The organism is Mesorhizobium sp. YC-39, from assembly GCF_025753795.1.
Taxonomy (GTDB): Bacteria; Pseudomonadota; Alphaproteobacteria; order Rhizobiales; family Rhizobiaceae; genus Mesorhizobium.
On record NZ_JAOWPS010000003.1, the window covers coordinates 619971 to 633596 of the forward strand.

12 protein-coding genes are annotated in these 13626 nt (G+C 62.3%); 8 read left to right on the forward strand and 4 right to left on the reverse strand.

From position 1 onward, the window contains the following. Nucleotides 1-115: 115 nt before the first annotated feature. Nucleotides 116-604: a class I SAM-dependent methyltransferase gene (locus OHD62_RS19840; protein WP_263785140.1), complete on the forward strand. Its 489-nt coding sequence runs from the start codon at nt 116-118 to the stop codon at nt 602-604. Nucleotides 605-662: 58 nt separating this feature from the next. Here the strand turns inward: OHD62_RS19840 and OHD62_RS19845 are convergent, their stop codons facing one another. Together OHD62_RS19845 and hmgA are read right to left on the reverse strand one after the other, a co-directional pair. After that, nucleotides 663-1568: an MBL fold metallo-hydrolase gene (locus tag OHD62_RS19845; protein WP_263785142.1), complete on the reverse strand. Its 906-nt coding sequence runs from the start codon at nt 1566-1568 to the stop codon at nt 663-665. Next, nucleotides 1565-2878 (reverse strand): homogentisate 1,2-dioxygenase, encoded by a 1314-nt coding sequence (gene hmgA / locus OHD62_RS19850; protein ID WP_263785144.1) that lies wholly within the window; start codon nt 2876-2878, stop codon nt 1565-1567. Before hmgA ends, OHD62_RS19845 begins: the two co-directional genes overlap by 4 nt. A 137-nt stretch (nt 2879-3015) precedes the next feature. Here hmgA and OHD62_RS19855 point away from each other — a divergent pair, with 137 nt between their 5' ends. Continuing rightward, complete coding sequence (locus OHD62_RS19855) at nt 3016-3495, forward strand: MarR family winged helix-turn-helix transcriptional regulator (protein WP_263785146.1); 480 nt, start codon at nt 3016-3018, stop codon at nt 3493-3495. A 472-nt stretch (nt 3496-3967) separates the two neighbouring features. Here the strand turns inward: OHD62_RS19855 and tdh are convergent, their stop codons facing one another. Together tdh and OHD62_RS19865 are read right to left on the reverse strand one after the other, a co-directional pair. Then, nucleotides 3968-5002, reverse strand: coding sequence for an L-threonine 3-dehydrogenase (gene tdh / locus OHD62_RS19860; RefSeq protein WP_263785148.1), 1035 nt, complete (start codon nt 5000-5002; stop codon nt 3968-3970). A gap of 45 nt (nt 5003-5047) precedes the next feature. After that, entirely contained in the window at nt 5048-6235 is a 1188-nt protein-coding gene (locus OHD62_RS19865) for a glycine C-acetyltransferase (protein WP_263785151.1), read from the reverse strand. A 289-nt stretch (nt 6236-6524) separates the two neighbouring features. Here OHD62_RS19865 and OHD62_RS19870 point away from each other — a divergent pair, with 289 nt between their 5' ends. The 6 genes from OHD62_RS19870 (at nt 6525) to OHD62_RS19895 (ending at nt 13617) form a co-directional block, all read left to right on the forward strand. Continuing rightward, nucleotides 6525-8597: a putative bifunctional diguanylate cyclase/phosphodiesterase gene (locus tag OHD62_RS19870; protein ID WP_263785152.1), complete on the forward strand. Its 2073-nt coding sequence runs from the start codon at nt 6525-6527 to the stop codon at nt 8595-8597. A gap of 10 nt (nt 8598-8607) precedes the next feature. Next, complete coding sequence (locus OHD62_RS19875; protein WP_263785154.1) at nt 8608-9405, forward strand: polysaccharide deacetylase family protein; 798 nt, start codon at nt 8608-8610, stop codon at nt 9403-9405. A 158-nt stretch (nt 9406-9563) separates the two neighbouring features. Next, entirely contained in the window at nt 9564-10556 is a 993-nt protein-coding gene (locus tag OHD62_RS19880; protein WP_263785158.1) for a TRAP transporter substrate-binding protein, read from the forward strand. 63 nt (nt 10557-10619) lie between these two features. Further along, entirely contained in the window at nt 10620-11075 is a 456-nt protein-coding gene (locus OHD62_RS19885; protein ID WP_263785160.1) for a TRAP transporter small permease, read from the forward strand. 7 nt (nt 11076-11082) lie between these two features. Further along, nucleotides 11083-12369, forward strand: coding sequence for a TRAP transporter large permease (locus OHD62_RS19890; RefSeq protein ID WP_263785162.1), 1287 nt, complete (start codon nt 11083-11085; stop codon nt 12367-12369). A 21-nt stretch (nt 12370-12390) separates the two neighbouring features. Next, nucleotides 12391-13617 carry an aspartate aminotransferase family protein gene (locus OHD62_RS19895; RefSeq protein WP_263785165.1) on the forward strand — a complete coding sequence of 409 codons (1227 nt, stop codon included), beginning with the start codon at nt 12391-12393 and terminating at the stop codon, nt 13615-13617. The last annotated feature ends 9 nt before the right edge of the window (nt 13618-13626 follow it).

Here is a 13626-nt window from a genome sequence, read left to right on the forward strand (position 1 = left end):
GGCGCTGTGCCTTCCTTACCAAGCCCGGTGGCGGGAAGCCAGGCCCGGCCTGGGCATTGGCTCTTTTCAACTGCGCCGGCCACAGCGTAGATCACGGGACCGTATGGAGGATCCGATGGACAGCCGCCTCGACCGCATGATTGCCCGCCTCACCACCCAGCGCCGAGCGTTGGACCGGGCGGCGGTGGAGATCCGGGACGTGCCCGGCCCGGTGCTGGAGATCGGCCTGGGCAAGGGCCGCACCTTTAGCCATCTGCGCAAACTGTTCCCAGAGCGCCCGATCATCGCGTTCGACCGCGACCTGCATGCGCCGCCCGACGCCGCGCCGGCCGGCGCCGACCTGGTGCTGGGCGATTTCCGCGACACGCTGTCCGCCCTGCCCGGCCGGACCCCGTGGGTCCCCGCCGCCCTGGCCCATGCCGATTTCGGCAGCGAGGACCGCGCCCGCGACGCCGCCCAGGCCGGCTGGCTCGCGGTGCTGATCGACGGGCTAATGGCGCCCGGCGGACTGGTGATCAGCGACCGGCCGATGCAGGTGCTGCGCTGGACCGCCCTGCCCTTCGACACTCCGGATTGGGCGTATTTCATTTGGCGCGTCGGCTGATCCGCCACCGCGGCTCCCTTCCCGCTGACCGAGGCATCATACCGCACGGCGATTTTCATCATGTTTTGGCGCTTTCATCCCCCAGAATGGGACTTGTTCCAAGCCCCACACCGAGGCCGTCGCGGGCAATCGTCAAGTCGCCAGCCCAAGTTTTCCTGACAGCGGCGACCCAGTCGGCTTCGCCGATCTCTGCATCGTCGGCCGGAATGAGGTGATTGAGCACCAGTCTTTTCACCCCGGCATCGCTGGCAATGCGCCCGGCCTCCTCGGCAAAGCTATGGCTGGCAAGCAGATGCTCTCTCAGTCGCGCGCCGTTGCCGGTCCGCGCCACCAGCCGCTCGACGCCTTCCTCCAGCATGGCTTCGTGGACGAGAATGTCGGCATCTTTGGCGAAATCGGCCAGCGGCGGGAAGAACGCCGTGTCGGATGAGAACACAGCGCTTTTCCTGCCATGCTCGAAGCGCAGCGCAAAGCAATCAGTCACCGGCGGATGGTCGACGCGCAGCGCCGTCACCTTGAGACCGCGCTCTTCAAGCACCTCGCCCTCGCCGAATTCAACGACCGAAACCAGCCGGCGGATGTCCTGGCGGCCTTCATCAACGATGCGGATATCGATGTCGAACGCCATCGCCTGACAGAAATGTTGCCAGTAGTCGGCGGTGCCGGGCGGTCCGAACACCGTCACCGAGCCGGCCAGTCCCGCCGTCCAGGCAGTGTGAATCAACGGCCCGAGCTCCAGCACATGATCGGAATGCAGATGCGTGATGAAGATCAGGTCGAGCGCCTTCAGGCCGATCCCAGCATCGACCAGGCCGCGTGTCACGCCAAGCCCACAATCGACGACGATGCTTCGCCCGCCGAGTTCCAACAGCGAAGAACTCGGCCATGGCCCGCCGGGTCGGAGCGCCGGGCCGCCCTTGGAGCCGAGAAGCACCAGCCGATCTGCCCCTGGATCAACGCTCAAGACCAGTCGCCCTCGGGCGTGCCGTTAAAACGCTTCTTCAGATCGGCCCAGCAATCGATGTAGTTGTCCTGCCGGGTTTCCAACTCGGCGCCGTAGCGGGTCAGCATCTGCGGGAATCGGGTCTCGAACATGAAGGCCATGGTGTTGTCGAGCTTGACCGGTTTCAACTCCGCGCGCGAGGCCTTTTCGAAGCCATGGGCATCAGGCCCGTGAGCCAGCATCAGATTGTGCAGGCTGATGCCGCCGGGGACAAAACCTTCCTCCTTGGCGTCGTACTGGCCGTGGATCAGACCCATGAACTCGCTCATGATGTTGCGATGGTACCAGGGTGGGCGGAACGTATTTTCCGCCACCAGCCAGCGCGGCGGGAAGATAACGAAGTCGATATTAGCGGTGCCTTCCTCGCCGCTCGGCGCGGTCAGCACAGTGAAGATCGACGGATCGGGATGGTCGAACAGGATGGCGCCGACCGGCGAAAACGTCGCAAGATCATATTTGTAGGGCGCGTAGTTGCCGTGCCACGCCACCACGTCGAGCGGCGAATGGCCGATCTCGGTGACATGGAAATTGCCGCACCATTTGACGATCAGCCGGCATGGTGTTTCCTTGTCCTCAAACCAGGCGCCGGGCGTCTTGAAATCGCGCGGATTGGCCAGGCAATTGGCGCCGATCGGGCCGCGGTCGGGCAGCGTCAGCTTGGCGCCGTAGTTCTCGCAGACATAGCCGCGCACCTCGTAGTCGATCAATTCGACCTTGAAGACGAGGCCGCGCGGCAGGACCGCGATCTCCTCCGGCCTCAGTTCAATGACGCCCATTTCGGTGACGAAGCGCAAGGCCCCGACCTGCGGCACGATCAGCAACTCACCGTCGGCGTTGAAGAAATGGTCGTCGACCATCGAGCGGTTGGCGACATAGACATGGGCTGCCATGCCTGTCTGTCCAAGCACGTCGCCGGCAGTGGTGATCGAGCGCATGCCGGCGATGAAATCGGTCGGCTCGCTCGGTATCGGCACCGGGTTCCAGCGATACTGGCCGAGCGCCAACTCGTGATCGCCGACATTGGGGGCGGTCTTCCACAAGGGATAACTCGCCGCCTTGAAGCGGCCGGTGTGCTTGACGCTCGGTCGGATACGATAGAGCCAGGAGCGCTCATTGGTGCCGCGCGGCGCGGTGAAGGGCGAGCCGGACAATTGCTCGGCATAGAGACCATAGGCCGGCCGCTGTGGCGAGTTGCGCCCCTGCGGCAGCGAGCCCGGCAAGGTTTCGGTTTCGAAGTCGTTGCCGAACCCCGGCATGTAGGAAAAGGCCATGGCATCCTCCCTGGATACTGACAGAGTGCGCTTCTCGCCTCCGATGGTTGCGGCACTCTGGCGTTGACGTAATTGGTTTCATTTGTAACCATCGAAAATGTAACTATCAATCGCAGCGTCTGCCGGGATACAAAGTCATGGACGTCCTGGAACTGGAAAGCTTCCTGCCCTATCGGCTCTACCGGCTTGCCGATGCGGTCAGCCGTGAATTCTCGCGAGTCTACAAGAACCGTCACGGCCTCACGCGCCCGGAATGGCGCACGCTGGCCGGTCTCGGCCAGCACGGCACGATGACAGCGTCAGCGATCGGTGAGCAATCGGCGATGCATAAGACCAAGGTTTCGCGCGCCGTCGCTGAACTTGAACGAAGGCGCTGGCTGACGCGCACGCCGGACGAGAACGACCGCCGCGTCGAGCATCTGACGCTGACCAAGGCAGGGCTGGCCGCCTATCGCGAGATGGTGCCGCTGGCGAAGGCTTTCGAGCGGGAACTACTTGCAAAGCTGAGCACTGGCGAGCGCGCGGCGATTGTCAGCGGAGTGGCCGCGCTGGAGACGGGCGTCGCCTTGGGCAAGGATCAGGATTCAGACCCAAGCCGGACCGGTGACTTGGAATGATCGAATGGGTTGGAAGGCTTGGTGATCGTCCAGCCTTCCGGGTAAATTCGAGATAGATGGTATAAGTTCTGCTCCTCCGTGTAGCCTAGAAGCTTCCCCTGCAGCCATTCCAGTTGAGGGCACCAGGCACTGCGATGTAAGAGGTCGAGAAGCAGTGTAAATGTTTCCACCCTCCATTCTTCACCCTTGAGAGCGTAGAAGTAATAGTCGACGTCGAAGGAGCGGCCGTCCGGTCCGCGTCTCGTGAAGGTACGGACATGCTCCGTCAGCGTTCCATTTGCGACGTAAGTTGCGAAGTCTTGATTGGCCAGCGCATCGGACTTTTCAAAACCGTCCACGCGCTCATGAGCAAACACGGCAAGGGGCTTGGCCCGGCGAGCATCATCTCAAGTTCGCGGTTCGTATGGCAGGGGTAGGGATAAGGCTCTTTGTGGTTCATTTTTTCGATTCCGCCCCTTGGGACTAGCGCCGCTCACCAATCCATCACCACCTTGCCGGAATTGCCGCTCTTCATCGCCTCGAAGCCGGAAATATAGTCGTCGATGCCGATACGGTGGGTGATCAGGCCCGAGACGTCGAGCGGCCCCTGCACCAGGGCGATCATCTTGTACCAGGTCTCGAACATCTCGCGGCCATAGATGCCCTTGAGATGCAGCATCTTGAAGATGACCTTGTTCCAGTCGATCTCGAAGCCGGTCGGCGCAATGCCGAGAATGGCGATCTTGCCGCCATTGTTCATGGTGTCGATCATGTCGCGGAAGGCGGGTGCCGCACCCGACATTTCCAAGCCGACATCAAAACCCTCGGTCATGCCGAGCGCCGGCATGACGTCGCGCAGCTTTTCCTTCGAGGCGTCGACAACATGCTGGACGCCGAGCTTTTTCGCCAGCGCCAGCCGCACCGGGTTGATGTCGGTGATGACGACTTTTCGCGCGCCGACGCATTGCGCCACCAGCGCGCCCATGATGCCGATCGGCCCGGCGCCGGTGACCAGCACGTCTTCGCCGACGAGGTCGAAAGACAATGCGGTGTGAACCGCATTGCCGAGCGGATCGAAGATCGCGGCGATCTCGTCCGGCACGTCGTCGGGGATCGGCACAACATTGTGCTGCGGGATCGCCAGGTATTCGCCAAAGGCGCCGGGGCGATTGACGCCAACACCGAGTGTGTTGCGGCACAGATGCCCCCTGCCCGCGCGGCAGTTACGGCAATGGCCGCAGACGATGTGACCCTCGCCCGAAACACGCTGGCCGACCTTGTATTCGGTGACCGCCGCGCCAAAATCGGCGACCGTGCCAACGAATTCATGCCCGGTCACCATCGGCACCGGCACGGTCTTTTGCGCCCACTGGTCCCAATTGTAGATGTGGACGTCGGTGCCGCAGATCGCCGTCTTCCTGACCTTGATCAGCACGTCGTTGGGGCCGATCTCCGGCACCGGCACCTCTTCCATCCAGATGCCCGGCTCGGCCTTGGCCTTCACCAGCGCCTTCATCATGTTCGACATTCTTTTGTCCCCTGAACCTTTTGATCCGGAATCGCTTTTGGCGGCTCAGGAGATGACACCCAGTTCCCTGCCAACGGCACCGAAGGCCTCCACCGCGCGGTCGATGTCGGCGCTGGAATGGGCAGCCGACATTTGCGTGCGGATACGCGCCTGGCCTTTCGGCACCACAGGAAACGAGAAGCCGATGACATAGATGCCGCGCTTCAGCATGCGCGCCGCCATCTCCTGCGCCAACGCCGCATCACCCAGCATCACCGGTATGATCGGATGGTCGGCGCCGGCCAGCGTGAAGCCGAGCTTGCCCATCTGCGACCGGAAGTGCGACGCGTTGGCATATAGGCGTTCGCGCAAGGCATCGCCATTGCGGATCAATTCGAACACCTTGATCGAGGCGCCGGCAATGGCCGGCATCAGCGTGTTGGAAAAGAGATAGGGGCGCGAGCGCTGGCGCAGCCAGTCGACCACCTGTCTCTTGCCCGATGTATAGCCGCCGGAGGCGCCACCGAGCGCCTTGCCGAGCGTGCCGGTGATGATGTCCACCCTGCCCTCGACACCGCAATGCTCGGCCGAGCCACGGCCATTGGCGCCGACGAAGCCGACTGCATGGCTGTCGTCGACCATAACCATGGCGTCATACTTCTCGGCGAGATCGCAGACGCCTCTAAGATTGGCGATGATGCCGTCCATGGAAAACACGCCATCGGTGGCGATCAGCCGGAAACGACAGTCTTTGGCCTCCTTCAATCTCGCCTCCAGATCAGCCATGTCGTTGTTGGCGTAGCGGAAGCGTTTTGCTTTCGACAGCCGAACGCCGTCGATGATCGAAGCGTGGTTCAGCGCATCGGAGATGATCGCATCCTCCTCGCCGAGCAGCGTCTCGAACAGGCCGCCATTGGCGTCGAAGCAGGAGCCGTAGAGGATGGTATCGTCCATGCCGAGAAAAGACGAAATCGTCGCCTCGAGCTGCTTGTGCTCTTCCTGCGTGCCGCAGATGAAGCGAACCGACGCCATGCCGTAGCCATAGCGGTCGAGGGCCTGCTTGGCCGCCTTGCGCAAATCGGCGCTGTCGGCGAGGCCCAGATAGTTGTTGGCGCAGAAATTCAGCACCTTGTCGCCGCCAACCTCAATCTCTGCGGATTGGGTCGAGGTGATCACCCGCTCGGATTTGTAGAGCCCTGCCGCTTTCAGCCCTTCAAGCTCGCTGTCGATATGGGAGAGGAATGCCGCGCTCATAATCGGACCCTGTTGAGATTGAACGGACTGTCGCCCCGCGCCGGCGAAAAATCCATCGCAAAAGCGACGCCTTGGCGCCGCCGCGGCCAGTAACCAGAATGCAGTCTCGGAATGCCGTCAATGACGGATGTTCAAATGCAGATATATCGAGAAAGAACGCGATAACCATTTCGCGAGCTTTCCAGTGCCGCCGCGGTCGCTAGGTCATTGATTTCCAAACCTGTTAATACTTTCACGCCAATGGTTATCGCACCAGGAATCTGTCGGCGAGAAGGGCCGCCCCAAGAAAATGTCGCAGCAGCCGGTGCAAACCATTTCGAGCAGGCTCATATTGCTGATCAAGGCCGGCTATTGGCTGGCGCTGTTGATCATCGCCGCCATGGTGATGGCCTCCTTCATCCTTCTCCAGCAGATGATGGCTGCCCAGCGCCACGACGATTCGCTGCTCGACATCGTCAGCACGCAAAAGGCGCTGTCGCAGCGCATCGTCTTCCTTGCCAGCGCAGCAGGTGCCGCTTCGCGCGACCAACAACCAGCTCTGATCACCGCATTCAAACAAGCGACGGCGGAGTTCGAGAAGAACTACGATCTTCTGCTCGAACGGGTCGCCGCCGATCCCATGTCGCCGGCACGGTTCGATCCAAAATCGGTCCAGAACGTGCTTTTCGCCAAGCCGTTCCACCTCGACTATTTCTCGGTCGGGCTTATCGCCAACGGCGAACGCCTAGTCTCGGGATTTGAATCGCAGCTCGGCATGGCCACTGACGGCGGCTACAAGGGCGGCAGCGAACGCGTCAAACTCGACGCTTCCGTCGCCAATGCGACCCTGTCGGGCTACGCCGCACTTGGCCAGCGCATCAGCGCCGATGCCGATGCGCGATCGGACACGCTTCTCAATCTTCATCGCACGCTGTTCTACGCCACAATCGGCGTCATCGTGCTGGTGGCGCTTTTCATCTTCAGGCCGATGTCGAATGCCATTCTGCGCAAGACGCATGAGCTCATGGATGCACGCAATTCCATGGCCTTCATCGCCGTCCATGACGGTCTCACCGGGCTCTACAACCGCACCTTCCTGACCGACCATTTCGACACGCTGATCAAGAGCGCGCAGCGCCGGCGCGAACGGCTTGCGGCGGTCCAGCTCGACCTCGACCGGTTCAAGCAGATCAATGACACGCTTGGCCACGCAGCCGGCGACTATGTGCTCGTGGTGACGGCACAGCGCATGCGCGATGCCTGCCGGGCGTCGGATCTCTGCGTGCGCCTAGGCGGCGATGAGTTCGTGATGATCCTCAACGGCGCCGGCGCCACCGAGGACATCAACATGACCGCCAAGCGCATCCTGACGCAGATCAACGAGCCGATCATCTTCCAGGGCGCGACCATCCTGCCGGACGCCAGCGCAGGTATCGCCGTCTACCCTGTCGATGCCGACAACGCGCAGGATCTGCTCGTCCATGCCGATCTCGCGCTCTATTCCGCCAAGAAGCAGGGCGGAGGCAGTTTCTCGTTCTTCTCCGAGGAATTGCGGCGCGAGCTCGACTACCGCAAGCAGCTCGAGCATGACATCAGGATCGCCATCGCGGAGAAGGAGTTCCAGGTCTATTTCCAGCCGCAGGTTTCGTTGTCGAACGGCACGATCGGCGGCATCGAGGCGCTGGTGCGCTGGAGACATGCCGAGCGCGGCATGATCGCACCGGGCGAGTTCATTCCCGTCGCCGAGAAATGCGGCCTCATGCCCGAGATCGGCCGCATCGTCATCGCCAAGGCGATCAACGAAGCTGCCGAATGGAACCGCGACGGCATTGCCTTCGGCCGGCTCGCCGTCAACGTGTCCGGATCCGAGTTGCGTGAGCCCGATTTCGACGCCTTCCTCTTCGACACGCTGGAAAAAGCCGGCCTGCCGCCAGAAAAACTGTCGCTGGAAATCGTCGAATCCGTCATTCTCGACGATGAGAAGACCGGCATAGCGGCAAAGCTGCGGCACATTCGTGCGGCCGGCGTCCACCTCGAACTCGACGATTTCGGCACCGGCTATGCCTCGCTCAGCCATGTCAGCCCGAACGAGATCGACCGGCTGAAGATCGACCGCCGCTTTGTCCAGAACATCAACAAGAACGGCGACAACACCAAGATCGTGCGCGCCATTACCGAACTCGCACGGGGCCTCGGCATCTCGATTGTCGCCGAGGGAGCCGAAACCGAGGCCGAACTCGATTCGCTGATGGCGATCGGCTGCGACCAGGTGCAGGGCTACTCCATCGCCTTCCCAATGCCGCAGGAAAAGGCGCGCGAATGGCTGGTCGCGCGGGCGCCGAGGAAGGCCAGGCTGACGGTGCTGCAGGGAAGCCTGGCGTAAGGCGCCAACCTTGACAATCCTCCTTGGAAATGGCGGCCTGTCGCGATCGGACATGGAGTTCCGGATGCTGACGCCGCTTCGCCTTGCCGTGCCGATCGTGTTGTTTCTTGCTTTTCCCGCAATTGCCGCGGATCGCATGATCTATCTAACCTTCGACGACGGCCCGCTGACCGGCACCAGCAACATCCTCGACGTGCTCGAGGCCGAGCAGGTGCCGGCGACCATGTTCATGGTCGGCATGCATGCGCAGGCGAGCGCGGCCAACAAGGCGCTGGTGCAGCGCGCCAGAACCATGCCGCTGGTGACGATCGGCAACCACAGCTATAGCCACGCCTACAACCACTACCAGCATTTCTATTCGGACACCGAAGGCGTCGTCGCCGACATGCTGCGGGCCAACGCGGTGCTGGGGCTGAAGCCGGCAGTGCATGCGCGGCTGCCGGGGCGCGACGTGTTCCGACTGCCCTCGATGTCGAAGGACGACAACTCGCTCGGACTAGCCGAGGAAGGCCGCGAGGATCCCGATTACGAGTTCGTCGCCGCGTCCGGCTTCTATCTCTACGGCTGGGATCATGAATGGGTTCACGAGAACAGCGGCAAGCCGGTGCAGAGTGTCGACCACCTGGTCAGCGAGATCGATCACCTGTTCGGCTACGGCCATTTCGTCAAGCCCGGCAAGCTGATCCTGCTGATGCATGACGAGATGTTCCAGGACGTCTTCAACGGCAAGGCGAATTTGACGGCCCTGATCACCGCCCTGAAGCTGCGCGGCTACACTTTCGGCGCGATCACCGGCTATGACGGCTGAGCTTCTGTCAGGACAGGGCTGGAATGGACGGGATTTTCGGAACATCACAATCTGTGATGCTTATATAGTTTCTTCGAATACCGGTGGCCGCTGCATTGATTGACTCCCAGAGTTGAGGGCGCGCTAACTACGGCGGCTAATCAACGTGGTGGGGTCCAATGTCCGTTTTCATCGCCAACAAATGTCGCATCATCTCCGTGTCGTTGCTCTGTCTGGTGGTGGCACCTTTTCAGGCCGCTCAAGCCGAAACCGTCCTGCGACTGGCGCATGCCTCCAGCTCCAGCAGTCTCATCAACGAGGCGGTGACAAAATTCGCCGACGAGGTGAAAGAGAAATCCAAGGGCGAGCTGACCGTACAGATTTTCCCGGACGGGCAATTGGGTGACGAGGGCCCGATCGCTGATGGTGTCGGCGCCGGCTCGATCGATATCGGGCTGGGTGGCGTCGTCGACCAGATCGACCCCAAACTCAACGTCGTCACGCTGCCTTTCCTGTTTGCCGACGCGAAGGCAGCGCATGCATTCCTGGATGGTCCCGTCGGTAAGTCGGTGTTCGACACGGGCGGCGATCGCGGCTATCGGATGCTTGGCGCACTGGATTCGGGCTTTCGCCAGTTCGCCAACAGCGCGCATCCGATCAAGGCTCCCGAAGACATTTCCGGGCTGAAGCTGCGCACGCCGCCAAACCCGGTGATCCTGGCAACGATAAAACAGCTTGGCGCACTGCCTCAGTCGATCCCGTTCGGCGAGGTCTACACCTCGCTCCAGGCCAAGGTCGTCGACGGCGTCGAGCCGGAGATTCGCGATTTCTTTGACCAGAAATGGTACGAAAGCGCGAAATATCTCTCCGTTTCGAACTACATTTGGACACCTAACTACTGGTACATGAACAAGGACCGCTATGACGGGCTGACCGACGCCGAACGTACGGTCGTCGATACCGCGGTGGCCGACACCACGGTCTGGTACCGCGGCAAGCTCGACGAGGTCTATGCCGACGTGCGCGCCAAGCTGACGAAGGCCGGTGTCGAGATCAATGAAGTGGACGGCGCGCCGTTCAGGGCGCTGGTCGATCCGGTCTACCAGCAGTTCGGCGCTGAGTGGGGCGCGGATTTCGTCGCCAATGTCCGCAAGGCGGCTGCCGGGCAATAGGAGAACCCGCTCGATGCAATCCGGATTTCCGGACGGCGAGACAACCATGCGTGCAGGACGAACATGATGGAACGCACCGGGCGTTTTCTGACGCTGGCCCTGTCGGTGGTCGGCGTAGGCGTGATCGCCTTGCTGATCGCCGCAACCGGGCTTGGGGCGATCGGCCGCTATTTGCATATCAACGGGATTACCTGGTCGTTCGAACTCGTCGGCATGCTGTTCCTGTGGACGACTGCGATCGGCGCGGTGCTGGCCGAGATAGCCGGCGAGAACGTCTCGATCGACGGCAACAGCGTCACCAGCAGCCGGGGCGCGGTCTTTCGCGTCTACCACAATCTCATCCTGCTGGCCGTGGCGGCCGCCATGGTCTGGAGCGGCCTTGCCATGCTCGGGCGCACCGGTTTCGTGCCGACACCGGTGATGCGTGCACCATCCTGGACAGTTCATTCGATCATAGCGTTCATGGGGCTCAGCCTCGGCGTCATCGCGGTTGCCCGCATCGTGCGCATATTCCGGTAATCCGCGCATGACCTTGCTTGTCCTTTTCGGCATCTTCGCGGTGACGCTCTACACCGGCGTTCCGGTGGCCTGGGCCATCGCGATCTCGACGCTTGCCGTGATCTTCTTCGGCCTGGTGCCGCTGCCGCCATCCTGGTTCGCGCAACAGGTCTATGGAGGGGCCGACTCGATCTCGCTGGCCGCCATCCCGCTGTTCCTGGTCGCCGGCGGCATCATGAATGAGGGCGGCTTGACGCGACGCATCATCGACCTCGCGGACGACCTGCTTGGCTGGGTCCGCGGCGGGCTTGGTGTCGTCAATGTCGCCACATGCATGGTCTATGGCGGCATCACCGGATCGGCCACCGCCGATACCGGCGCCGTGGGCTCGATCATGATTCCGGCCATGGTGGAGCGCGGCTACCCGCCGGCATTCGCCGCGGCGGTGACAGCCGCGGCCGGCACGCTTGGGATCATCATTCCGCCAAGCGTCGTCATGATCATGTATGGCGTTCTGACCAACACCTCGATCGGCGGCCTGTTTGCCGCCGGCATCATTCCCGGGCTGATGCTGGCAATCACCTTCATGCTGACCGCATGGTGGGTGGGCGTCCGGGAGGGATTTCCCAAGTCGGACACGCGGCCGACCATAAGGAGCTTTTCGAAGCACCTGCTGCGGGCACTGCCGGCGCTGCTGATGCCGATCGTCGTGCTCGGCTCGATGCTGACGGGCTATGCAACGACGACGGAGGCGGCGTTCGTCGCCGTCGTCTGGGCATTGCTGGTCGGCGGGCTTCTCTACCGCGAACTCACCTGGGCCGCCGCCTGGAAAGTCGGCATCGAAGCCGTGCGCATGACCGGCGCAATCATGATCATCATGGCGGTGTCGACGCCGTTCTCATGGATCCTGACGGTCGAGCAGATCCCGCAATGGAGCGCGGACCTGCTCTCGGCGTCGGGCGCCGGCCCGACGGTGACGATCCTGCTGATCCTGCTGCTGCTGACCTTCGTCGGGACCTGGGCCGACCTTGGCCCGTCGCTGATCATCCTTGCGCCGATCGTGCATCCAATCGGCATTGCCGCGGGTCTTGCTCCCTACCAGCTTGGCTTGATCTTCACCGTCGCCCTGGGGATCGGTCTATTCACGCCACCGGTGGGAACGAACATCTTCGTGGTCTGCAACATCGCCAAGGTCGGCGTCAACGCGGTCACCTGGCGCCTGATCCCATTCTTCATCACCAGCAACATCTGCCTGCTGCTCATCGCATTCGTTCCGGGAACCACGGAATGGCTGCCGCGACTCCTGGGTTTCTGACCTATCGAAGCGAGTACTGACATGAACCATCTCGTTGGGGGCATATCCAGTGCCGGTCGCGCCTTGCCCGTCGTCGACGGGACAAGTCTTCTCGCTTCGCGCTCCCGCGGTCCTTACGTCTGGGACCAGACAGGACGCCGTTATATCGATACGGCTCTCGGCTTTGGCGCGACCGTCCTCGGCCACGCCCATCCGGTCGTCGTCAATGCCGTCACCAGGGCGCTTCTGGACGGTCCGATGCCGGCATTCGCCCATGCCGGCGAGGAAGAGGCAGCGGCGACGCTGACGGCCGCCACCGGTTCGCTCTCGCGGGCGATCTTCACCAACACCGGTAGCGAGGCGGTCCATCTTGCCTGCCGGCTTGCACGGGCAGCGACAGGACGCGGCCGGATCGCCAAGATGGCAGCCGGGTTCGACGGCTGGTACGACGATGTCGCCTTCGGCAATGCCGGTTCGCCGGAGGCCGACATGCGCGCGAACGAACGCCCCTGGCAACGGGACACCACGCTGCTGCGCTTCAACGATTTCGACGATGTCGAAAGCCTGTTCGCGGAGTCCGGCGATATCGCCGCCATCCTGATGGAACCGATGCTCGCCAATGCCGGCTGCATCCTGCCGGAGCCGGGATATCTTAGGCATGTCGAAACAGTCGCCCACCGTAATGGCGCAATGGTCATCCTCGACGAGGTGCTGATGGGTTTTCGGACCCGTTTCGGGCTTGCCGGACAGGCCATGGCGATCGAAGCCGACCTCGCTACGGTCGGCAAGGCGATCGGCAGCGGCATTGCGGTGGCCGCAGTGGTCGGAACGCCTGAAATCATGGCGCTCAGCGAGAGCGGACAAGTTGCACGCGCCGGTACCTACAGTGGAAATCCGGTCGCAACCACGGCCGTGACTGCAACGCTTGGCCTGCTTGCCAAGCAGGACTATCCCGCCTTCGTCGCGCGAGGCGACAGTCTTCGGCTTGGTATCGAGCAGGCCTTCACTGACGCCGGAACGGCGGTCACCACCAGCGGATATGGCAGCGTCTTCACCGTGTGGTTCAGCGACGCGGCACCGAAAAACTACCGGGACGCCGCGGCGAAAGCCGACGAACGGCGCTCCTTCGATCTGCATGCGGCGCTGCGCCGTGCAGGATTGCTCGCCATGCCGTCACCCTTCGGGCGGATGTATCTCTCGACGGCGCATGACAAGGAAACCATCGAGGAGATGATCGGCATGTTCCGCGTGGCCGCCGCATCGCTTTAAGATGTGTTG

Bases quoted from the DNA above. Each gene is read 5' to 3' on its own strand.
- OHD62_RS19870 (WP_263785152.1), top strand. From the start codon at position 6,525: ATGTCGCAGCAGCCGGTGCAAACCATTTCGAGCAGGCTCATATTGCTG.
- OHD62_RS19885 (WP_263785160.1), top strand. From the start codon at position 10,620: ATGATGGAACGCACCGGGCGTTTTCTGACGCTGGCCCTGTCGGTGGTC.
- tdh (WP_263785148.1), bottom strand. From the start codon at position 5,002: ATGTCGAACATGATGAAGGCGCTGGTGAAGGCCAAGGCCGAGCCGGGC.
- OHD62_RS19880 (WP_263785158.1), top strand. From the start codon at position 9,564: ATGTCCGTTTTCATCGCCAACAAATGTCGCATCATCTCCGTGTCGTTG.
- OHD62_RS19895 (WP_263785165.1), top strand. From the start codon at position 12,391: ATGAACCATCTCGTTGGGGGCATATCCAGTGCCGGTCGCGCCTTGCCC.
- hmgA (WP_263785144.1), bottom strand. From the start codon at position 2,878: ATGGCCTTTTCCTACATGCCGGGGTTCGGCAACGACTTCGAAACCGAA.
- OHD62_RS19840 (WP_263785140.1), top strand. From the start codon at position 116: ATGGACAGCCGCCTCGACCGCATGATTGCCCGCCTCACCACCCAGCGC.
- OHD62_RS19855 (WP_263785146.1), top strand. From the start codon at position 3,016: ATGGACGTCCTGGAACTGGAAAGCTTCCTGCCCTATCGGCTCTACCGG.
- OHD62_RS19865 (WP_263785151.1), bottom strand. From the start codon at position 6,235: ATGAGCGCGGCATTCCTCTCCCATATCGACAGCGAGCTTGAAGGGCTG.
- OHD62_RS19890 (WP_263785162.1), top strand. From the start codon at position 11,083: ATGACCTTGCTTGTCCTTTTCGGCATCTTCGCGGTGACGCTCTACACC.